At 39.8% G+C, this 20,787-nt stretch carries 22 protein-coding genes; 20 read left to right on the top strand and 2 right to left on the bottom strand.

All coding sequences use genetic code 11. The annotated features are described in order from the left end of the window. Window positions 1-16: 16 nt before the first annotated feature. The gene (locus tag ACZ48W_RS03165) at window positions 17-406 is read left to right on the top strand and encodes a hypothetical protein (RefSeq protein WP_464829828.1); all 390 of its coding nucleotides are present in this window, start codon (window positions 17-19) and stop codon (window positions 404-406) included. A 185-nt stretch (window positions 407-591) separates the two neighbouring features. Here ACZ48W_RS03165 and amrA read toward each other — a convergent pair whose 3' ends face one another. Next, a complete protein-coding gene (gene amrA / locus ACZ48W_RS03160; RefSeq protein WP_464829826.1) occupies window positions 592-1,146 on the bottom strand; it encodes an AmmeMemoRadiSam system protein A in 555 nt (184 codons plus the stop codon). A 172-nt stretch (window positions 1,147-1,318) separates the two neighbouring features. Between amrA and tolB the strand changes: the two genes are divergently transcribed. Genes tolB through ACZ48W_RS03140 form a run of 4 tightly spaced genes read left to right on the top strand, consistent with a single transcriptional unit; the run spans window position 1,319 to window position 4,545 of the window. Then, on the top strand, window positions 1,319-2,557 hold the full coding sequence (tolB, locus tag ACZ48W_RS03155) for a Tol-Pal system protein TolB (protein WP_464829824.1): 1,239 nt from the start codon (window positions 1,319-1,321) through the stop codon (window positions 2,555-2,557). 28 nt (window positions 2,558-2,585) lie between these two features. Further along, window positions 2,586-3,131: an OmpA family protein gene (locus tag ACZ48W_RS03150; protein WP_464829822.1), complete on the top strand. Its 546-nt coding sequence runs from the start codon at window positions 2,586-2,588 to the stop codon at window positions 3,129-3,131. A gap of 7 nt (window positions 3,132-3,138) precedes the next feature. Then, window positions 3,139-3,951: a tetratricopeptide repeat protein gene (locus ACZ48W_RS03145; protein ID WP_464829820.1), complete on the top strand. Its 813-nt coding sequence runs from the start codon at window positions 3,139-3,141 to the stop codon at window positions 3,949-3,951. Beyond that, window positions 3,952-4,545: a L,D-transpeptidase gene (locus tag ACZ48W_RS03140; protein WP_464829818.1), complete on the top strand. Its 594-nt coding sequence runs from the start codon at window positions 3,952-3,954 to the stop codon at window positions 4,543-4,545. Window positions 4,546-4,550: 5 nt separating this feature from the next. Here ACZ48W_RS03140 and ACZ48W_RS03135 read toward each other — a convergent pair whose 3' ends face one another. Continuing rightward, the gene (locus ACZ48W_RS03135) at window positions 4,551-5,309 is read right to left on the bottom strand and encodes a pyrroline-5-carboxylate reductase (RefSeq protein WP_464830465.1); all 759 of its coding nucleotides are present in this window, start codon (window positions 5,307-5,309) and stop codon (window positions 4,551-4,553) included. A 172-nt stretch (window positions 5,310-5,481) separates the two neighbouring features. Between ACZ48W_RS03135 and ACZ48W_RS03130 the strand changes: the two genes are divergently transcribed. The 15 genes from ACZ48W_RS03130 (at window position 5,482) to ACZ48W_RS03060 (ending at window position 20,779) form a co-directional block, all read left to right on the top strand. Continuing rightward, window positions 5,482-6,714: a glutamate-5-semialdehyde dehydrogenase gene (locus ACZ48W_RS03130; protein ID WP_464829816.1), complete on the top strand. Its 1,233-nt coding sequence runs from the start codon at window positions 5,482-5,484 to the stop codon at window positions 6,712-6,714. A 73-nt stretch (window positions 6,715-6,787) separates the two neighbouring features. Continuing rightward, window positions 6,788-7,312, top strand: a complete 525-nt coding sequence (locus ACZ48W_RS03125) for an FKBP-type peptidyl-prolyl cis-trans isomerase (protein ID WP_464829814.1) — start codon at window positions 6,788-6,790, stop codon at window positions 7,310-7,312. A gap of 213 nt (window positions 7,313-7,525) precedes the next feature. Continuing rightward, window positions 7,526-8,848 (top strand): hypothetical protein, encoded by a 1,323-nt coding sequence (locus ACZ48W_RS03120; RefSeq protein WP_464829812.1) that lies wholly within the window; start codon window positions 7,526-7,528, stop codon window positions 8,846-8,848. A gap of 91 nt (window positions 8,849-8,939) precedes the next feature. Next, complete coding sequence (gene fabD, locus ACZ48W_RS03115) at window positions 8,940-9,881, top strand: ACP S-malonyltransferase (protein ID WP_464829810.1); 942 nt, start codon at window positions 8,940-8,942, stop codon at window positions 9,879-9,881. Further along, window positions 9,878-10,606 carry a 5'-methylthioadenosine/adenosylhomocysteine nucleosidase gene (locus ACZ48W_RS03110; protein ID WP_464829808.1) on the top strand — a complete coding sequence of 243 codons (729 nt, stop codon included), beginning with the start codon at window positions 9,878-9,880 and terminating at the stop codon, window positions 10,604-10,606. The genes fabD and ACZ48W_RS03110 overlap by 4 nt, the downstream gene beginning before the upstream one ends. After that, window positions 10,606-11,415: a tRNA lysidine(34) synthetase gene (locus tag ACZ48W_RS03105; RefSeq protein WP_464829805.1), complete on the top strand. Its 810-nt coding sequence runs from the start codon at window positions 10,606-10,608 to the stop codon at window positions 11,413-11,415. Before ACZ48W_RS03110 ends, ACZ48W_RS03105 begins: the two co-directional genes overlap by 1 nt. A 584-nt stretch (window positions 11,416-11,999) precedes the next feature. Next, the gene (locus ACZ48W_RS03100) at window positions 12,000-12,953 is read left to right on the top strand and encodes an RluA family pseudouridine synthase (protein WP_464829803.1); all 954 of its coding nucleotides are present in this window, start codon (window positions 12,000-12,002) and stop codon (window positions 12,951-12,953) included. Continuing rightward, window positions 12,904-13,578 carry a hypothetical protein gene (locus ACZ48W_RS03095; protein ID WP_464829801.1) on the top strand — a complete coding sequence of 225 codons (675 nt, stop codon included), beginning with the start codon at window positions 12,904-12,906 and terminating at the stop codon, window positions 13,576-13,578. The genes ACZ48W_RS03100 and ACZ48W_RS03095 overlap by 50 nt, the downstream gene beginning before the upstream one ends. A gap of 12 nt (window positions 13,579-13,590) precedes the next feature. Further along, a complete protein-coding gene (gene trmB, locus ACZ48W_RS03090; RefSeq protein WP_464829799.1) occupies window positions 13,591-14,760 on the top strand; it encodes a tRNA (guanosine(46)-N7)-methyltransferase TrmB in 1,170 nt (389 codons plus the stop codon). Between the two features lie 10 nt (window positions 14,761-14,770). Continuing rightward, window positions 14,771-15,445 (top strand): cell division ATP-binding protein FtsE, encoded by a 675-nt coding sequence (locus ACZ48W_RS03085; RefSeq protein ID WP_464829797.1) that lies wholly within the window; start codon window positions 14,771-14,773, stop codon window positions 15,443-15,445. Continuing rightward, window positions 15,432-16,247 (top strand): cell division protein FtsX, encoded by an 816-nt coding sequence (locus ACZ48W_RS03080; RefSeq protein WP_464829795.1) that lies wholly within the window; start codon window positions 15,432-15,434, stop codon window positions 16,245-16,247. Before ACZ48W_RS03085 ends, ACZ48W_RS03080 begins: the two co-directional genes overlap by 14 nt. Before the next feature lie 29 nt (window positions 16,248-16,276). Then, on the top strand, window positions 16,277-17,623 hold the full coding sequence (locus ACZ48W_RS03075; protein ID WP_464830463.1) for a murein hydrolase activator EnvC family protein: 1,347 nt from the start codon (window positions 16,277-16,279) through the stop codon (window positions 17,621-17,623). Window positions 17,624-17,682: 59 nt separating this feature from the next. Continuing rightward, window positions 17,683-18,390, top strand: a complete 708-nt coding sequence (pyrH, locus tag ACZ48W_RS03070; protein ID WP_464829793.1) for a UMP kinase — start codon at window positions 17,683-17,685, stop codon at window positions 18,388-18,390. Between the two features lie 22 nt (window positions 18,391-18,412). Next, a complete protein-coding gene (locus ACZ48W_RS03065; protein ID WP_464829791.1) occupies window positions 18,413-18,619 on the top strand; it encodes a DNA-directed RNA polymerase subunit omega in 207 nt (68 codons plus the stop codon). A 6-nt stretch (window positions 18,620-18,625) separates the two neighbouring features. Further along, complete coding sequence (locus ACZ48W_RS03060) at window positions 18,626-20,779, top strand: RelA/SpoT family protein (RefSeq protein WP_464829789.1); 2,154 nt, start codon at window positions 18,626-18,628, stop codon at window positions 20,777-20,779. Window positions 20,780-20,787 lie beyond the last annotated feature (8 nt).

Genomic DNA, 20,787 nt, shown 5'->3' with positions numbered 1-20,787 from the left:
TCATAAGGAGCATAAAATGAAGCAAATAACCAGATACATGATACCTCTTCTCTTCTTGATAGTTTTTTTTTCACCTGCAAAGGCTATGCCGCCTGAACAGATGAAGCAGATACTAAATATGACTCAAAACAACTGGGTGAGTTTCCGTGACTATAACGGGAAGCAGTGGATCTATTTTACACATTTGGAATCTTATGCCTGCGGCATCAAAGAAGTACATTACAGTATTAATTGGGATGTGTTGGATAAAGTATGGGAACTTCAGCCCTGTGATCCCAAGAATCCTATGGCTGTGACCAAAGATATTATCTATCTGACCATGCCGCTGGGTACAGCAAAGTCCATAGCCGTGCAAGTGACCTTTACTGATGGAACAAAGAGTAAGATAGTCCGTAAAACACCTTAGCAGAATATCGCCGACATATACCTGACTGCTGACCCACTGTTCCCGTTTGCATGGGCAGTTTAGATGAGAGTTTTAGGTGTTTGGTTAGGGGTATTATGCTTGAATACCTATGCTTTACGTGTAGCAGATATTGTGCTGCTTAGAGCTTACTCTTTTCTATCCCCTGAAAGGGATAAATAAGTGCATTACTTTTCTTTATATTTTTGCACTGTATAGGTAGAGATATCTGGATGCAGAGAGAGACAGTCCATAGGTAAATTGGCTTTAAGGCACAAGGTGGAGAAAAAATCATCAAAATTAGGAAGCTGTTCCCAAACTTGAGGCAAATAGGTGGCCTGTCTTCCGCCGTATTTCAGTACAACACCATCCTGAAAAGGTACTATTTTACTCTTCAGATCATGAATATCACTGTATTCCACGCTTTTTGGTTCGGAAAGAACAGAAACCTCTATTTTGATATCTTTGAGTTCTTCCGGGGTTATTGGTGCAAATCTGGGATCATGCAGAGCAGCAGCTTGTGCATTTGAGATAATGTCTTTATAGAGTGGGCGGTGAGCCTGGAGCGAGCCTATACATCCGCGGAGCTGTTCATTCGGTTCAGTATTGATAGTAACAAACGAAGCACCGTTCTCCTGGAGTTCAGGATAGTCTCTTAATGCTTTTTCCAGATCAAAATCTTCAGCTTGATCCAATGCAGCCAGAATTGCTGCTTTAGCCAGTGTGATGAGAATATCATTCATATACCACTCCTTTTATTCTTTTTATAATGAAAGTCCCTCTTTCCTGAAGGTACAGTGGAACTTATATTCCTTATTTTAGCATAATGTAAAAAATAGAATTGATATTAATTAATGAAGATTTCAACTCAGCCTTGATACAATGCATATAAAAATATAAAATCAAGGAAATGTTTTGAGATATCTTTTACTCTTCTTATTCACCATAAATCTCTTTGCTGTCGATGCTACATTGAAAATAGAAAAAGATGTGGAACAGCGTTCCCGTATTGCTTTGATGGAAGCATCTTCTGTATCAAATGATAAAATCTTTGATATATTACTTGCGGATCTTAAGATCTCCGGACACTTTTTACCGGATAGTACAAAGTATTCAGGGGATATTACTTCAAATTTCATCCCTCCTGCACTGAAAGGCCAGGAGTATGTACTTAAATATGCCCTCAGACAGACCACAGGTACAAAGCTTTTAATACGTCTGTTGAAAGCATCTGACGGTACTCAGATCCTGAAAAAAAGTTATGCCATACCTACAACAAGCAAAATGCCTTTTCTGGCACATAAAGCCATTTCCGATATTAACAATGTTTTAAAATATCCTGATATCGGATGGATCAACCGTTATGTGGTTTTTTCACGTTATACTACACCAAGACACAGTGAGATACTACTTGCTGACTATACTTTTAATTATCAGAAAGTCATCATAAGGGGCGGGCTGAATCTTTTTCCCAAATGGGCGGATAAGAACCAGAAGAGTTTTTACTATACATCCTATAAAGGTCTGATACCGACATTATATAAGATCAATATCTATACAGGAGCAAAAGAGAAGATCACAGCTTCTGAAGGGATGCTTGTCTGTTCGGATGTGAGTAGGAATGGTTCAAAACTTTTACTTACTATGGCACCGGAGGGGCAGGCGGATATCTATGAATTTGATCTTGCAACAAAAAGAAAGACAAGAGTTACCAAGTTCAGAGGTATCGATGTAAACGGTAAATATGTAGATGATGAGAGCCGTATTGTTTTTGTCTCCAACCGTCTTGGATATGCAAATATCTTTAAAAAATCCATTCACTCTGCGGCTGTTTCACAAGTAGTTTACCATGGACGGAACAACAATGCCTGTGATGCGTATGGAAAGAAAATAGTCTATTCCAGCAGAGAGAGTAAAAACAGTTTTGGTAGTAACACCTTCAACCTATATTTAACCTCTTTGAATGGCTCGGGAACACGTCCTCTTACAACGACAGGGACCAACCAGTTCCCGAGGTTTTCTCCGGATGGTTCAGTGATACTCTATATTAAGCACAGAGGTAACAGCTCTTCTATAGGATACATCAACCTTGGAAGCTATCAAAGTTTGCTTTTCCCGCTTGGCGGGCGAAAGATCCAGTCAATAGACTGGTGATCAACTCTTATAAATAAAAGGATTATATATGATGAAAACAATAATAACAGCAGCGTCATTTTCACTATTTTTACTGACCGGGTGCAGTCAGACTGCACCCGGTTTCGGCGGAACCAATGCAGGAAAGAACAATATCTCGGATGCGACACAGATAGCAGGTGAGACAGTTACTATAAATGAAAACCAATATGGCAATGAAACAGGAGCCAATGGTACGGCAGGAAAATATAACAGCAGCAGTGATGGTTTCCGAAGTATCTATTTTGAATTTGGGGATTACAGTATCTCTTCGAATATGGAGAATCATATTGCCTCCAATGCAAGTGTAGTGAACAGCACAGGTGCTTCACAGATAAAGATAGAAGGGAACTGTGATGAGTTCGGTACGGATGAATATAATTATGCATTAGGGCTTAAAAGAGCTAAAGCAGTTAAAGATGCTATCACTGCCCAGGGAGTCAATACCGGCAAGATGCTGATCGTAAGTTTTGGCGAAAGCAATCCGGTATGTAGTGATCCTACAGATGAATGTTATGCCAGGAACAGAAGAGTGGATCTTCGTTTAGTCAAGTAGGATAGTGATGAAACAAAAATATTTATGCAGTGTATTTTTATTTTTTTTCTTATGCAGTACAGTGCTTTTTGCAGAACCGTCAGTATACGGGTTCAATACGTTCACTGACAGTTCATCGGAAAGAACAGCATCACCGCAAAGCCTGAGCATACAAAATAAAAAAGCGATCGCTTCACTTAGACAAAAGATAGCAGAACAGAATGAGAGGATCGATGGTTTGACTTCTATTATAGAAGGATTGAGTGCCACATTGAATGAATTACAGGGAAATAGCGGCAGAACCTCTTCGGGAAGAGGGAATGACAATACGGAATTACTGAAAGAGTTGGGCAGAATGATCGATAAGATCAATAATGACTATGTGAGCAAGGCAGAACTTCAAAAAGCATTGAAGACAAAAGGTAAATATTCACCTGCCGTAAAAGAAAAGACAACAGTTGAAGATTCACTGGAAGGAAGACCTGCTTCCAAACTTTATAGTGAAGGGGTAAGACTCTTTGTGAAGAAGCGTTATGATGAAGCGAAAAAGAGGTTTGCGATCACAGACATAAAAGGATATAAGCCTGCGGCATCAAACTATTATCTTGGAGAGATAGCATACTACAGCAAGAAATATGAAGATGCAATATTTTATTTCAAGAAAAGTGCCGGACTCTATGACAAGGCAAGTTACATAGATGTATTGCTGCTGCACACAGCAGTCTCTCTGGAAAAAACAGGGGATAAAGAACAAGCGAGAGCTTTTTATGAAAATATTATAGAGAATTATCAGGGCAGAAAAAGTGCCAAGATCGCAAAAAAGAAATTAAAGCAGCTATAGATGCGACAGGTAGGATCTGTATTTATAATGTTACTGTGCTGTATCGGTATGATATGGGCTGAAGATGAAATTGAAAAACCGGTAAAAGACCTGACACATGAACTGATCCCTGTTTCCAAAACAGTTTTTAAAGTAGTGAATTTGAAAACAGGGGATGAGAGGACCGTAGATCTTACAGGCAAGGATTTTATTGTTGTTTCAGTCAGAGAAAAAGGCAGTGACGGACGTTTTTATGCTGTGGACAGGGACGGAACAGTATGGTGGAGCGGTCCCGTGACTTCAGGTGCACCTGAATTCAGAAGTCCGTCAGGTGTTTTCCCCATTATCCAAAAGAAACGTTATCATATGTCAAGGGCATATCCGGATGAGTCAGGTGTGAACAATATGGACTATATGATGAAATTTACCCGTTATGGTCATGCTTTGCATAAAGGGAGTGTGGACTGGATGTCCCACGGTTGTATTCATATAGATCCCAAAGATGTTCCTGTTATCTATAAATGGACAGGGTATAAAACAAAAGTGGTCATTACACGGCATACCTATATGCCTTTTGCAAAAGAGGATCTGAGAAAGATCTATCTGGACAGATAGAATCGCTATAGCTCTTTAGCCTTTTTGTATGCCTGTTCTATGGCATCTATACATGCAGCTCTGACATTGCCTTCTTCCAGTGCTGCATAACCTGCTGCTGTTGTACCTCCCGGACTCATTACACCATCTTTAAGCAATGCAGGATGAATATCCTGGATCAGTTTTCCAAAACCGCCAAAGAGACCTTTCATTACGGTCATGGCATCCTCTCTTTTCAGTCCCTGTTTCACTGCACCGTCTGCCAATGCCTCTGCAACAAGGGCCAGATAGGCGGGTCCGGAACCTGCCAGAGCTGTAGCGATATCTATCTCTTTTTCACTCTCCAGCCATAAGGTATCACCTACTGTACCGAGAAGTGCTTCTGCTTCTTTTCTGAATCTATGGTCACCGGTAAGTGTAGTCATAGAGTATCCTGCACTTGCTGCAAGATTCGGCATGCTTCTTACTACAGCTTTGGTTTTAAGATGTTTTTTCAGTTTCTCTACGGTAGTTCCTGCCAGAATAGAGAAAACAACCCGGGCTTTTCCTTTCAGTTTTTTAGCTACCTCCTCCACATTGGCAGGTTTCACACAGAAAAGTATGGTCTTCTCTGATATATCAAAATCATCAAGGAGATATTTGTCTATTTTTACACCAAGATCCTCTTCAAATTGATCCAGTTTCTCCAGGTTTCTCCCCGCAACTTCAATGTTGTATTTGTCCTTTAGGCCTTTGGCAATGCTGAGCCCCATGTTTCCGTTACCTATAAATGTGATCGTTTGCATATCTACCCCCTTATTGATATCTTCTCGTATAGTATGAACAAAGTTCATATCATACTCAGTCACTCAAGCTTCGCCTTTGGTGAGAAGTATCTTTGAATTAATTGATAGGATTATAACATTATTAGTATTTATTTGTTAAAATAGCTTCAATTATTGACGAGGAATAAAATATATGGAAGCATTTTTACAGGAAGCCAAAGCATCAAGCAGGGTACTCTCTACTTTGAGTGGGGCAGAGAAAAATAGAATTTTAAAAGAGATGGCAGAGGCATTGAGAGCCAATACACAAGAGATACTCAAAGCCAACACACTGGATATGCAAGATGCGGAGATAAACAATCTTACTCCTGCGCTGAAAGACAGACTCCTTTTGGATGAAGAACGCGTGGACGGTATGGCGGTTGCCATAGAAGAGATAGCAGCATTGAAAGAACCGGTAGGGCGGATACTTGATGGTTGGGTGACTGAAGATGGACTCAAGATAGAAAAAGTTTCTGTGCCTATAGGTGTTATAGGCATCATCTATGAGTCACGTCCGAATGTCACGTCAGATACAGCAGCACTCTCTTTTAAATCTGCAAATGTCTGTGTACTCAAAGGCGGGAAAGAAGCACAAAACTCTAATGAAGCCATTGCTAAAGTATTGCAAGGGGTATTGAAGAAAAATAGTTTACCCGAGGCACTTATCTCGCTTATTCCGGATGCGTCACGTGAAGGTGTGGCGAAGCTCATTAAGATGGACAAGTATGTTGACCTTATCGTACCGCGTGGAGGAGAAGGGCTTATCCGTTATGTGAGTGAAAATGCAACTGTGCCAGTGGTGAAGCATGACAAAGGACAATGTCATACCTATATAGATGAAGATGCCAATGTAGAGAATGCCATCGCTATCGCATTGAATGCAAAAGTCCAAAGACCAGGGGTATGTAACTCCATGGAGACACTGCTTGTAGATGCTGCCATCGCAGATGAAGTACTACCACAACTTAAAGTGGTTTTTGATGAAGCACATACCCAGCTTAAAGGGTGTGAGATCACACAAAAAAGCATTGAGGTGGCTCCTGCCACAGAAGAGGACTTTGACACGGAGTATTTGGCAAATATCTTAAACATTAGAGTTGTAGAAGGTGTAGAAGGTGCCATAGAGCATATCGTCAGATATGGTTCAGGTCATTCGGAAGCTATCATCACAGAGAACATCACCACAGCAGAAGCCTTTTTGAATGGCGTAGATGCAGCGGCTGTCTATGTTAATGCCTCAACCCGCTTTACCGATGGCGGAGCTTTTGGATTTGGTGCAGAAGTGGGCATCAGTACCAACAAGCTTCATGCACGTGGACCGATGGGGATAGAAGGACTGACAACGTACAAATTTAAAATTTACGGTTCAGGACAGATAAGATAAAAATGATCTTTCATAAGCATCACTAAAGTTTGCTTAGATAAAATAGCACAAATCTAAATATATAGGAACATTGATGACAATTACAAATGAAAATTGCGTTGTAGCAATCGAATATGAAGTAAAAGAAGCGGGGACAACAGAAGTTGTAGATACAAATAAAGGTGCAGAGCCACTAGAGTTTATCACAGGAAAAGGTCACATCATCCCTGGTCTTGAAAATGCCCTTACCGGTATGGCTAAAGGTGAAAGCGGAGATATTATGGTCAAAGCTGCAGATGCATACGGTGAAGTAAACCCGGAAGCGATGCAAACACTGCCGATCGAGCAATTCGAAGGTGTTGATCTTAAGGAAGGTATGATACTTTACGGTCAAGGTGAACATGGAGAGACTGTACAGGTAACAGTTACTTCATTCGATGACAAAGAAGTAAAAGTGGATTTCAATCATCCATTGGCAGGAAAGGATCTTATGTTCTCTGTTACAGTACTTGATGCAAGAGAAGCAACAGCAGATGAAGCTGCTTCAGGTCAGGTAGGCGGAGCACAGGGCAGTTGCGGTTCACATGGTGAAGGCGGAGGATGTGGCTGTAGTCATTAATATCCCTTACTCTATATACCAAACAGTTTTTTAATACTGTTTGGCTCTTTTTCTCCTTAACCCCGTACCCTCTTCCTTTTTCATCTGAAAAATATAAATCTTATAGAGATCTATCCTCTGTAATTTTATATATTTTTGTATTTATCATTATATTTTTCTCTTATTTTTGTTATCATACAGCAATAAAATTTACAGAAGAAGTGTGAGGGCAGGATGAAAGAGAACTCTTTTGATATTAATATGGTATTGATGGCAGTATTTTTATCATTGGAATCTATAAGAAATGAAAAGAAAATTGAATTGATCTATGATATAGATGCAACTGTACCGAAAGAATTAAAGGGGGATGCTGAAGTATTAATACATCTTCTTTCGCAGATACTTGCTTTTGTGCTTCAACACAGTAGTGAAAAAGAGATTGTATTGTCTCTTTCAGCTCCCAAAGATTTTTTATATGAAGAATCAATATCTTTTGAGATCAGAGAAACCGGTATGGGTAAAGAGAAGGTAATGATCTTTAAGGAAACCCAGTTGAATAAAGATCTTGAACTGCTTGGCGGAAAGATTGTGCTAAAAGATGAAAATCCTTCAGGGATACATGTCAGTATCCCTTTCAAACTGAAAGAACTGGGGAACAGACGTTATTACAGACTGCCTGATATGGCAATGCTGGGTAAAAAAGTTTTATTGATCTGTGAGAGTGACAAGATAGCCCGGAGTATTCAGAAAATGTTTAAATATTTTCTTTATGATGTGGATGTGGGATATGAAGAATCCAAGAAAAAAGGAAATGAGTTGCCTCAGTATGATATTTTGGTCATAGAGGAAAAACTTACTACAGATGGGCTTGAAGATCTGGTCAGAAAAGTACAAAAAAACACTTCTCTCAAATATGTGCTGCTTCAGGACCCTGATTATACAGAAGGAGCGAATACACACAGTGCATCAGCCCATCTGGTTAAACCTGTTACTCAAGAGAGTATATATGAGTTGCTTCTGTTGCTTTTTAACAATGGGAACGATGACAGACAGATAAGACCCGGAGAGAACAGAACGATCATTAGTATGAGAAAATATATGAATGAAAGTTTTAAAATAGTGAATCAAAGGTTTATAGAAAAGAGTAAAAACAATACAGAAAGTGTACAGGAAAATCATACACAAAAAGAAGAGAAAAAAGAGGATGAACTACCGGTACTTGATATGGAAACAGGAGAAAAAAATACAAAAAAAGTGGCTTTGTCATATGTTAAAGAATTAAAAAAGTTTTTAGAAAGGTTTGAAAAATCAGATGTTTATTTCAGGCAGATAGTGAATGAGAAATCCACATGGCAAATAAAAGAATTCTGTATTGAACTGGAAAAGCAGGCAAAGATCATAGGGGCACAGCGTATGTCACATTTGGCCGACCAGGTCAGTCTTCTTTTTATCTATGACAAGCTTGATACACTTCCTGTCTATATAGGAAAATACCATATAGAGCTCGGAAAACTTATTCTGGAAATAAAGAACTATCTGGATGCTGCACAAAGATAGTTCGGTAAAAGATCTCTCTTTTTCATTTCTCCTACTATCATATCATAATTTAAAGATGGTAAAATACGTTAATTTCAATTAAGGATAACGTATGTCAATCAAATGTGCATTTTTATTTCCGGGGCAGGGTTCACAGGCTGTGGGAATGGGAGAAGACTTTTTTAATAATTCAGATGTAGCCAAAAATATGGTGGCAGAAGCCAGTAAAAGAACAGGTATCGATTTTGAAACCCTTCTTTTTACAGAGAATGATGATCTTGAAAAGACAGAATTTACACAGCCTGCTATCCTGCTTGTATCGGCTATAGCGCATAAACTGTTTGAAGATGAGATGCCTATCAAACCTGTATATGCATTGGGACACTCTTTGGGTGAATTCTCTGCATTGGTCTCAGTAGGTGCTGTTAATGCTATAGATGCAGTAGAGTTGGTAAACCTTCGTGGTAAACTCATGGCTGAAGCATGTGCAGGGCAGGATGTAGGAATGATGGTCTCTTTGGGGCTTGAAGATGAAGTCGTTGAAGAGATCTGTACTGCACAAAGAGAAGCCGGTATGAAAGTATGGCCGGTAAACTACAATGCAGCAGGGCAGATAGTCATTGCAGGGATCAAACCGGACCTTGAAAAGCTTGAGCCTGTTTTGAAAGAGGCAAAAGCGAGAAGGGTGATGTTGCTTAATATGTCGGTGGCAAGCCACTGTCCTTTGCTTGAATCTGCTGTTGCACCTTTTGCAGAGAAACTTGCAGAAGTAGTGAAAGATGAGTTTACTGCACCTGTAGTATCGAATGTAACGGCTCAAAAATACAGTACAAAAGAAGAAGCACTCGATCTGCTTCCAAAGCAGCTGGTCTCACCGGTACTCTATAAACAGTCTATTGCTAATTTTGATGATGAGGTGGATTGTTATGTGGAATTCGGACATGGCGGTGTACTGAAAGGGCTTAACCGTAAAGCAACGAAAAAACCGCATTTTGTTGTGAGTGATATGGCATCTTTGGAAACAGCGATACAGAGTATCAGGGAGCTGGCATGAAAATAGCCATTATGGGAGCTATGGTTGAAGAGGTTGATCCTTTTCTGGAGTATAGTGAGCATGAACCTTTACTGAAATATTTCAAAAAACATCGTGATATCGAATATGCGAATAATCTTTATCATGAGGCAAAGTACAAAGATCTTGAAATCGTTTTGAGTTACTCCAAGATTGGCAAGGTCAATGCTGCATTGACTGCTGCAACGATGATCGAACATTTCGGTTGTGAAATGCTGCTCTTTACCGGAGTAGCAGGAGCAATTGCTCCTGACCTCAAAATCGGAGATCTTGTAGTTGCGACACAGTTGTGTCAACATGATTTGGATATCACTGCTTTTGGCCATCCGCATGGGTATGTACCTGAAGGCAAGATATATGTGCAACCTTCCAGAGAACTGATACATATCGCCAAAACGGTGGCGGATGAGAAAGGTATCAATCTGAAAAAAGGTATTATCGCTACCGGTGATCAGTTTATTGCTGATATTGAACGGAAAAAATGGATCGCCACTACTTTTGAGGCCGATGCCATTGAGATGGAAGGAGCTGCAGTAGCTCAAGTCTGTGATGCTCTGGATGTTCCTTTCTTTATTTTAAGGGCTATCAGTGATACGGCGGATACGGATGCGACTTTTGATTTTGACGAATTTCTCAAACATTCATCACAGGTGAGCAGCAGCTTTATCATGGCAATGCTGGAGAAGATCATGGCAAAGCAGGCATAATGGATATCTCTGAGAGAAAAAGATCCCGTACCCCTGAAGTAAAGATGAGCAAAAAACTTCTTAAAGTCATTGGCAAGACCAATGCGGAGTTCAGACTCATAGGTGAGGGTGATAAAGTCCTTGTAGGATTGAGCGGAGGAAAAGATTCACTGGCTTTGGTGCATGCATTGAAACATATACAGCGTCATGCCCCTTTTGAGTTTGAGTTTGAAGCCTGTACCATTAAATATGGGATGCCGGATGAACATTATGAGTTCCTTGCCAAACATTGTGAAGAGTATGGCATTAAACATACCGTGTATGATACGAATATCTTTGAGATCTCACATGATACCATAAGAGAGAACTCCTCTTTTTGTTCCTATTTTTCACGTATGAGAAGAGGGGCTTTATATACTTTTGCCGAGCAGGGCGGATTTAACAAAGTGGCTTTGGGACATCACTTTGATGACACAGTAGAGAGCTTTTTCATGAATATGTTCTACAATGGTACCATGCGGGCTTTGGCTCCTATCTACAAAACAGGTAGAGGTTTTCACCTCATACGCCCGCTTATCCAGGCAAGAGAGTCACAGCTGCGTGCCTTTGCCGAAGAGAACAACTTACAGGTCATAGGGGATGAAGCATGCCCGGCTATGCTCAAAGATGTTAAAATGCCTCATGCAAGAGCCTCTACCAAAGCGTGGCTGGCAGGACTTGAAAAAGAGAATAAAGATATTTTTAAAATGTTTAAAGCTTCATTCAAGCATATCCATGATGACACTTTTCTGGACCCGACACGTTGGAACAGGGATGATATAGAGAGATGAATAATCTCTAGGTCGGGGTGTTCCCCCTCCCAACCTACGCTTTCCTTTAAATTTATGACAATATGACATATTTTTAATCCATTTCTGAAAATTATTATACTATACGTTTGTACCCTTTTAAAAGCTAGGGTAGTGTTCTTACTTTTGTTTTAGATAGGGCTGGGCTAGGAAATCATAGCATGGGTGGTGAATTCTAAAGCAAAGGGTGTGAAATGGAAACAATGGTTTCTATTTTGGCACTTGTGGCATCTGTACTAAAGATCATTTTGATGTGGTTAAATTATAGAAGTTGTAAGAAAAGCCAAAAGAACACAGATTGAGAAATCAATCTCACAAGGTTTAGAGAGTTGCACCTCTCTAAACTTCTGTGTACCCTTTGCATAATTTTACAAAAATAAGCTTTAATGAAAATAAAACTTTTTATTCTTTCTTGCTCTTAGGAAGTGGAGACTTTAGTCCCACTAAAAGTTCGAACTATTATCAAGTTATGCAAAACTTCCTATCATTTATGATTCTGAAGTGGGATTGAAGTCTCCACTTCCGAGAAAAAATGGATATAATTCGTAAAACAAAAAGAGAAGCGTATGAATAAATTTACAGCACAAACTGCAGGTCGTATAGACAAAATCCTAGCAACGGAACTGGATGTAAGCCGCAACCAGGTGGAGAAGCTTGTAAAAGACGGACTGGTGAGTGTGAATGGAAAGGCAGTGACCAAAACCAGTTTTAAAGTAACAGAGGGTGATGAGGTCTCTTATGAGTTCAAAGAGGCTGAAAAACGTGAGCCTGTAGAGATAGACTTTGATGTGGAGATACTTTATGAAGATGAGTATCTCCTTGTTGTCAATAAACCTTCCGGTTTAGTGGTTCATCCCGCCCCCTCAGTCAAAGAGCCTACACTGGTGGACTGGTTGGTGAAAAAGGGTATCTCTCTTTCTACTGTTTCAGGTGAAGAGCGTCACGGTATCGTCCATCGCATAGACAAAGAGACTACTGGAGCATTGGTGATAGCCAAAGACAACAAAGTACATGAAGCTCTCAGCAAACAGCTGCAGGACAAGAGTATGGGACGCTACTACCTTGCACTTATAGATCACCCTTTAAAAGAGGATATCATCGTAGATAAACCTATAGGGAGAAACCCCAAGAACAGGCTGAAGATGGATGTTGTACCCCATGGTAAACCTGCTAAAACAGCTTTTAAAAAATTATTGGCCGGTAAGTATGATGTGGAGCTGATAGCAGCAAAACTCTTTACGGGAAGAACCCATCAGATACGTGTACATTTAAATACTTTGGGACGGCATATTCTGGGTGATGATTTATATGGATTTAAGACCAAAAGAGATAAAATTCCAAGAGTTTATCTGCATGCATATCTACTGTATTTAATCCACCCGATCAGCGGTGAAAAAATGGAGTTTACTGCTCCGCTTTTTGACGATATGACAACATTTATGGCAAAATATTTTGATCAAGGTGAAATCGATGAAAAAACCAATCCTCTTACTCTGGATACTCTCTTTAGTAACCTTTAACGGATGTAGCGGTGTCACAGGACTTTTGATCTATGATACGGATCCGACATTAAAGACCATTACACAGGTAAGAGCCCTGCCAATGATGAGTTCTGTAGGTTTTGAGTGGAAAAAGATAGAGGATGAACGTGTCCATGGTATCAATATCTACCGAGGTTCACCTGATGACAGATTTGGTACAGATCAGGGCTTTAAACGTATCGGATCCATAGGCAACCGTTATGGCACACACTTTGTAGATACCCATGTCAAACCGAATACGGCGTACCTTTATACATTTACTACATTCTCCTTCGGCAGAGAGTCCAGACACGGTACGGTACTTCGTGTAAAAACACGTCCTCCTTTTAGTGCTGTCTCTTTTGTGCAGGCATACAGGGAAGCACCCGGTGTAGTGAAACTCCTGTGGAAACCCCATTCAAGCGAAAGGATCAATGCCTATATCATTGAAAGATCCGTCAATGGCGGTGAATGGAAATATATGGCTCAGGTAGAGGGCCAGTTAATGGCTGAGTATATTGATACTTTTGTAAGATCAGGAAATACCTATGCTTATCGTATCATTGCAAAAAGCTATGACGGTATCAGAGCCAAAACAAGCCAAGTTACACACATATCATTATAAACAGGATAGTCAATGCCACATTTAAAAGTTACCCCCTTTGATACTTCTGCCATAGAACAACAACTTCCAGTAAGTAAAATACTTACTTTCCGTGCAACAGCCTTGAGAGGGGATGATGAACTCCTGGGGATTGAACATGGCGGTGAAGAGTTTCTGCTTCAGATCAAACCGGATGAAAAAGCAACACTGATCAAATATGACAAAGTTACTAGACCGCTTAAAGTGAATCTTCTCAAAGAAGCATTGGATAAAGTTTCCACAGAATTGGATCTCGAGATACAAAGTTCCAATATTGCACTGTCCAATACAAAACCTGCACTCTCATCAGAATATTTTAAAAAGATAGAAGATTTTGAAAACATGAGATATCCCAAAGAGAAGATATCTGTCGAGGTAGGTTTTGGTTCAGGGCGGCACTTACTTCATCAGGCACAGAAAAATCCGGATACCCTTTTTATAGGTTTGGAGATACATACACCTTCTGCCCAACAAGTGCTCAGGCAGATAGAATTGCTGGGACTTGATAATATCTGGGTAGTGAACTATGATGCAAGACTTTTTTTGGAGATGTTGCCTTCAAATTCCTGTGAGCAGATATTCGTACACTTTCCTGTCCCCTGGGATAAAAAACCCCATAGACGGGTCATTAGTCCAAGTTTTCTTGATGAGTCCATGCGTGTGCTTGGAAAAGGCGGCCGTCTGGAATTGCGTACAGACAGTAACAAATACTTTTGGTATGCCCTGGAAACTTTCTTTTCCATACCGAAAGTAGAGGTGGAAGTACGCAAGAATGAAACCCTGGAAGTAACCAGTAAATATGAAGCAAGATGGAGAAGACAGGAGAAAGATATCTATGATGTCTATGTGAAATGCAGAGAAAATTCTGAACCTAAGGAATTAAGTATTGATTTTAACTTTAATATTGTAAAATATAGAAAGGGTATGGAAGAGAAGTTGCCTCAAAAAGCAATGGTGTTTGATGGGTATTTTGTACACTTTGAACGTATATATAAAACAGAAGACGAAAAACTCCTGATCAAATGTGCATTCGGAAGTTTTGATAGACCAGAACATAAATATATTTTAGTAGAAGAGAACAGCTGCAGATACTTTGTCTCACCGCCAGTGAAAACAACAGTCAACTATGAAGCACATAAAAAAATAATGGAATTTCTCCGTTAAAGGAATATCGATGTCTAATGTAATCACCGCTTCACATCTTACTCTTGCCTATGACAATGGTACAAAAGAGATCATTAAAGATGCAAGTTTCAGTATCAGAAAAGGGGAATTCGTTTTTATTACCGGTCCCAGCGGTTCAGGGAAATCAACACTCTTAAAAGCACTTTACGGACAGATCAAACCGACTGAGGGAAATCTTGTTGTCGGAGGGCTTGATCTGGCAAATGTACGACAGAGCAAACTTCAGGAGTTAAGAACACATATGGGGATCATATTTCAGGACTATAAACTTGTAAATGAATGGACTGTAGCTAAAAATGTTGTTCTGCCCTTGATGATAGCAGGGTACTCTGTTGATGTACAGAATACACAGGCTCACAGGCTTCTTAAACATGTCAAGCTTGCTGAGCATGCCGATAAATTCCCTCTTGAATTGAGCGGTGGAGAGCAGCAGCGTGTTGGTGTGGCAAGAGCACTGGCCAAGAATCCGGTAGTGATACTTGCAGATGAACCGACAGGTAACCTCGATGATTACTCTTCAAATGTGATCTGGGATCTGATGGAAAATGCCTGTCAGCAGCTTGAAACGACCGTACTGGTTGTGACACATAAAATTCCAACGATATTCTCTCTGCCGTACAGACATTTCATCATAGAGAGCAAGGGTGTATATGAAGTTCATTAAAAACCATCTTATGTTTATTCTGCCATTGATGGCTATTTTGCTTGGCATAGAGTTCTATCTTGTATTTGACAGGACCACGGATTCTTATGAAAAAGGACTTAAAGAGGGCTATTCCATGCTGGTCGTGACAAAAAAACCTATGGAGCTTAAAGCACTGCAGGCACTGAATAAACATATCAGTACAAGCCAAAAGATAAAAAGAGAGAATATTGTTTCGAAGATAGCAAAGGATGTCAGTCAGAGCAGCCGCAAGGAGATACTCGCATCATTGCCCTATTTCTATAATGTAGGGCTGGATTCCTATCTTCATACTTCTGCTCTGGAGCAGATCAAAACAGATCTTGAAGCGGATCCTAATATTAAAAAAGTAGAAACATTCGGCAGCAGTTACAGTTCAGCGTACAGGCTCTTTTCTTTTATCAAGTTCACACTGAAACTCTTCATCGGTTTTATAGCAGTGGTCAGTCTTTTCCTTATCATTAAACAGATGGAGATATGGAAATATACACATAGAGAGCGTATGCAGGTCATGGAAATATTCGGAGCTCCATTGATTTTGAGATCCGGGGTACTTTTAAAAGTGGCGATAGTAGATGCCTTTTTTGCAACTATCTTAACCAGTGCCGTTTTCCTGTATGTTAAATTTCAGTGGGCAGCACACAGTGGTATCGATATCATGATGCAGAATCAGGAAAAACTTTTCAAGCTTACGGATATGGCCGTTCTTTTAGGCTCGGCACTGTTCATCGTGATCATTGCAGTCTACACAGTTGTTTTTTCAAATAAGGGAGTACAGGAGTGAGATCCTTTATCTTATACTGCTTTGTAGTGATGGGTTTACTGCACGGTGCCTCAACTACAACAAAGATAAAAAATTCCAAAAAGGATCTTTCTGCCACAACTTCTGCAAAAAAACATGCGAGCAGAAGACTGAGTAAGATAGCAAAAGATATTCAGGCGGCAGAAAAAGATATTGCCTATCTTGACAAAAAGATAGATGAACTGGGCCGTGATCAGAATAAAACAGAAGAAGAGTATAAAGCACTCAAGACCGAGTTGAAAAAAGCAAAAGAGGATTTTGCAAAAACAAGCAGGGATCTGGAAAAAAAACGTAAAGCATTCATCTCCTTGCTGTCTGAACAGTTTTCTGTGATCTTTGCTATGGAACAGGCCCATGACCCTACACGGGAATCCATTATTTCCCAAGAAGTCTATAAAGCATATAAAAAACATAATGCAAAAGTATTGGCAGCACTGAGATCAGAGATCGCAACATTGAAAAAACATAAAAAAAATAAACTCTATCTGCGTAATAAAACCCAAAATGAGATCAAAAGGATCATAAAAAAAAGAGAAATATATGCAGCAAAAAAATTAGCAAAAAAGAAATTGCTGAAAAAACTTGCAGAAGATGAAGAGAAATACAATGCCAAACTGGTAAAGATCGTAGATAAACAGAATTCACTTCGTGCAACACTGGCAAAACTGAATATTCTTCATGCGCAGGAAGTGGAAGAAGCCCGTAAACGTGCAGCAGCAAGAAAAGAGGCCATGCGTCTTGAAAAAGAACGTAAAAGACGTATTCGTAAAGAAAAAGCTTTAGCGCGGGCAAAAGCGAAAAAAGCCCGGGAGGCTCTCCGGTTTGCAAAAACGATAGAAGCAAAAAAAGCAGCCAGACTGGCAGCAAAAAAGGCAGAAGCAGAAGTACGACAGGTACAGAAAAAAGCATATAAACAGAGTGAAAAAGTAAGAAAAATAAACTCTTCATACCAAAGATCAAAAGTCTACGCATACAGAGGGGGAAAAACGATTTCACCTATTGCAGGTGCACGGCTTATCAAGAAATTCGGTACTTATGTAGACCCTATTTACAAGATCAAGATCTTTAATGAATCTATTACGCTGAAAGCACCTTCCTCCAATGCAAAAGTACATAATATTCTTAACGGAAAGGTAGTGTTTGCAGGAAAAAGCAGTATGCTTGGAAAAGTGGTTGTTGTTGCACACAGCGGAAAGATACATACGGTCTATGCAGGACTTTCCAAGATCGCACCCAATATTCGAACAGGACGTAAGATCAAAAAGGGGTATGTGATCGGTAAAGTAAACAGTAAACTGATGTTTCAGGCAACCAAGAATTCCAAACATATCAACCCTCTGAAGTTGATACGGATTTAGTTTAAACCCTACCTAAACCACTTTTGGATATAATCGCGAAATTATATAAAGGCGTATCAGTGACAAAAAGAGTATTGGTAAAATTTTCTGGTGAAGCGTTAGCTGGTGAAGAAGGGTACGGGATCGATACTCAGATCCTTAATTTTATTGCCGGTGAGATCAAAGAACTTGTCGATAACGGTGTAGAAGTCGGTATTGTTGTAGGCGGCGGTAACATTATCCGTGGTGTAAGTGCTGCTGCTGACGGGATCATTAAAAGAACTTCCGGTGATTATATGGGTATGCTTGCAACGGTCATTAACGGTGTAGCTATCCAGGAAGCATTGGAACATGCCGGACTTGAGGCAAGACTTCAGTCAGCTATAGAAATGCATGAGATCGGAGAATCCTTCATCGTGCGCCGAGCCAGAAGGCATTTGGAAAAAGGCCGTGTAGTTGTGTTTGCAGGAGGTACAGGAAACCCGTACTTTACAACAGATACAGCAGCAACACTGAGAGCTTCGGAAATAGGTGCGGAACTTCTTATCAAAGCAACAAAAGTCGATGGTGTATATGATAAGGATCCGAACAAATATGATGATGCTGTTAAGCTTGATACACTTACGTATGATCAAGCATTGGATGATAATATCAAAGTGATGGATGATACTTCTATAGCATTGGCTAAAGAGAACGGATTGCCTATAATTGTATGCAACATGTTTGAAAAAGGTAATTTGCTTGCTATTGTCAAAGGTGATATGAGCCTTTGTTCAATTGTAAAATAAAAATATTGATTAAGGAATAAATATGAGAACAGAACAACTTGCTGCAAAAGCACTTGAAAAAGTAGATTTCGACAAATATCTTCTGGCGAATGCTGTAGGTAAAAGAGCTGAAGCGATCGCCAATGGTGCAGAACCATTGTTGGATATAGATACGACAGAGATGAAATATACCGATATTGCACTTCAAGAGATCGCTGAAGGTAAAATCACTGTAAGCCTAGAAGGCTAAAACATCTTGGACGCTTTTCTTGCTAAAGCTAAAGAGATACATACAATAGAAGAGGCAAAAGCCTTTCTATGGGAACAGATCCCCTCTCCTCTCCCCACAACAATAAAAGCCCTTGAACTTGCACTGACCGCACATAACGGTCAAAAACGAAAAAGCGGTGAACCCTATATTGTCCATCCTATTTTAGTAGCAGCGATCACGGCAGCTTTCTCGAATGATGAGACCATGGTGCAGGCTGCACTGCTTCATGATGTGGTAGAAGATACCAGTTTTGAGATTGGAGATCTTGAACGGGAATTCGGTGACGATGTTGCCCATATGGTCGAGGGTTTGACCAAGATCGTTGAGATACGTGATGAAGAGCTTGCTCCTTCCGGCTCAAATGAGAGACTGATCAACTCGGCACTTAGCTTTCGAAAGATGCTTATAGCCTCTATTAAAGACATTCGTGTATTGGTCATTAAACTGTGTGACAGGCTGCATAACATGCTAACCCTTGATGCACTAAGTCCAGACAAACAAAAACGTATTGCTGAAGAGACTCTGGTCGTATATGCACCTATTGCCCATAGACTTGGTATCTCACGTCTGAAAAACAATTTGGAAGATCTGAGTTTTTATTATATCTATCCGGAAGATTACAAAGTGATCGATACCTATATCAAAAGCAATGCCCAAAATTTGCAGTTCAAACTCAATGCCTTTATCCAAAAAGTAAGAGCCACAATGGATAAAGACGGTTTTGATCCAAAACAGTATGAGATCATAGGAAGAGTAAAACACTATTACTCTATTTACCTTAAAATGCACCGAAAAGGGGTAAGTATAGAAGAGATACTTGATCTTCTGGCTATCCGTATTATTGTTCAGGAACCTATAGAGTGTTACCGGGTCCTGGGGTTGATGCATTTAAACTTTACACCGCTTATTTCACGATTTAAAGACTATATTGCAGTACCTAAAGAGAATGGATATAAGACCATACATACTACACTCTTTAATGAAGAGGGTATTGTTGAAGCCCAGATCCGGACAGTTCAAATGCATAGACTTGCCGAGTATGGTGTTGCAGCGCACTGGAAGTATAAAGATGGTGGTGACAGTGTCAATCTGGAATGGCTGGAGAGTCTGCATTATCAGAATGAATCAGTTGAAGAGTTCTATGAACTGGCAAAAAGTGATCTTTTTTCCGAAGACATTACGGTCTTCTCTCCCAAAGGGGATTATTATACGTTGCCAAAAGGTTCGGTCGCACTTGATTTTGCATATGCGGTTCATTCCCAGGTGGGTGCAAGGGCAGCAGGTGCATTGGTGAATAAACACAAATCATCACTTTTGACGATATTGAAAAATGGAGATATTGTCAAGATCCTGAAAGATGAAGTGCCGCGTCTGCATTGCTCATGGCTGGATGCAGTGAAGACATCCAAAGCACAGGATGGTATAAGAAGTCATTGCCGTGCAAGAATAAAAGAGTCGGATACACTGAGTGCATATAATATTCTGGCAACACTTTTTGCACAGAAAAGTACTGCAATGAAAGTATTGATAGAGAAAATGGAATTGAAGGATTCCATATACAAATTACCTGTACAGCTCTCCTATTATAAAGAGACCATACATAAAGTGGCTGATTATATAGGAACCAAAGAATTACGTTTTTGGGAATTGCTGAAAAAGGGATATAGAAAACCTACGATGAAAGAGATCGAACATTTTCGATTCTTTACCAATAAAAGTTTGGATGGTGTAGAGTTTGATTACTGCTGTCATCCTAAAGTAGGTGATCAGATCGTTGCATTTTATAAGGACAGTAAAGCTATTATACACCATAAATTATGCAAGAAAGCATACTCCAAGATTTTGTCGGAAGAACCAATGATCTATGTAAATTGGCGTTTTTCGAAACTTTCACGTTACAGGCTTATTATAAGCCTGCAAAACCAAAAAGGGATCCTTGCTGATCTTTTGGCAAAGCTTTCTGCTCTGGATCTGAATGTTATCAGTATTGAACTTGGGATACAGAGTTCCGAGAGTGCGGAGTATTGTCAGATAGAAGTGGAGAGCAGTGAAGCCAAGAAAAGTATACTTTCAGAAAAAATTTCAAAGAAATTTAAATTGATAGAGATCATCAATTTGGATGACGCATACAATAAATAGTAATATAT

This window comes from Sulfurovum aggregans (assembly GCF_055385215.1).
This window is presented reverse-complemented; position numbering and strand designations above follow the sequence as displayed.

Bases quoted from the DNA above. Each gene is read 5' to 3' on its own strand.
- ACZ48W_RS03165 (WP_464829828.1), top strand. From the start codon at position 17: ATGAAGCAAATAACCAGATACATGATACCTCTTCTCTTCTTGATAGTT.
- amrA (WP_464829826.1), bottom strand. From the start codon at position 1,146: ATGAATGATATTCTCATCACACTGGCTAAAGCAGCAATTCTGGCTGCA.
- ACZ48W_RS03150 (WP_464829822.1), top strand. From the start codon at position 2,586: ATGATGAAAACAATAATAACAGCAGCGTCATTTTCACTATTTTTACTG.
- ACZ48W_RS03145 (WP_464829820.1), top strand. From the start codon at position 3,139: ATGAAACAAAAATATTTATGCAGTGTATTTTTATTTTTTTTCTTATGC.
- ACZ48W_RS03140 (WP_464829818.1), top strand. From the start codon at position 3,952: ATGCGACAGGTAGGATCTGTATTTATAATGTTACTGTGCTGTATCGGT.
- ACZ48W_RS03135 (WP_464830465.1), bottom strand. From the start codon at position 5,309: ATGCAAACGATCACATTTATAGGTAACGGAAACATGGGGCTCAGCATT.
- ACZ48W_RS03130 (WP_464829816.1), top strand. From the start codon at position 5,482: ATGGAAGCATTTTTACAGGAAGCCAAAGCATCAAGCAGGGTACTCTCT.
- ACZ48W_RS03125 (WP_464829814.1), top strand. From the start codon at position 6,788: ATGACAATTACAAATGAAAATTGCGTTGTAGCAATCGAATATGAAGTA.
- ACZ48W_RS03120 (WP_464829812.1), top strand. From the start codon at position 7,526: ATGAAAGAGAACTCTTTTGATATTAATATGGTATTGATGGCAGTATTT.
- fabD (WP_464829810.1), top strand. From the start codon at position 8,940: ATGTCAATCAAATGTGCATTTTTATTTCCGGGGCAGGGTTCACAGGCT.
- ACZ48W_RS03110 (WP_464829808.1), top strand. From the start codon at position 9,878: ATGAAAATAGCCATTATGGGAGCTATGGTTGAAGAGGTTGATCCTTTT.
- ACZ48W_RS03105 (WP_464829805.1), top strand. From the start codon at position 10,606: ATGGATATCTCTGAGAGAAAAAGATCCCGTACCCCTGAAGTAAAGATG.
- ACZ48W_RS03100 (WP_464829803.1), top strand. From the start codon at position 12,000: ATGAATAAATTTACAGCACAAACTGCAGGTCGTATAGACAAAATCCTA.
- ACZ48W_RS03095 (WP_464829801.1), top strand. From the start codon at position 12,904: ATGAAAAAACCAATCCTCTTACTCTGGATACTCTCTTTAGTAACCTTT.
- trmB (WP_464829799.1), top strand. From the start codon at position 13,591: ATGCCACATTTAAAAGTTACCCCCTTTGATACTTCTGCCATAGAACAA.
- ACZ48W_RS03085 (WP_464829797.1), top strand. From the start codon at position 14,771: ATGTCTAATGTAATCACCGCTTCACATCTTACTCTTGCCTATGACAAT.
- ACZ48W_RS03080 (WP_464829795.1), top strand. From the start codon at position 15,432: ATGAAGTTCATTAAAAACCATCTTATGTTTATTCTGCCATTGATGGCT.
- ACZ48W_RS03075 (WP_464830463.1), top strand. From the start codon at position 16,277: ATGGGTTTACTGCACGGTGCCTCAACTACAACAAAGATAAAAAATTCC.
- ACZ48W_RS03065 (WP_464829791.1), top strand. From the start codon at position 18,413: ATGAGAACAGAACAACTTGCTGCAAAAGCACTTGAAAAAGTAGATTTC.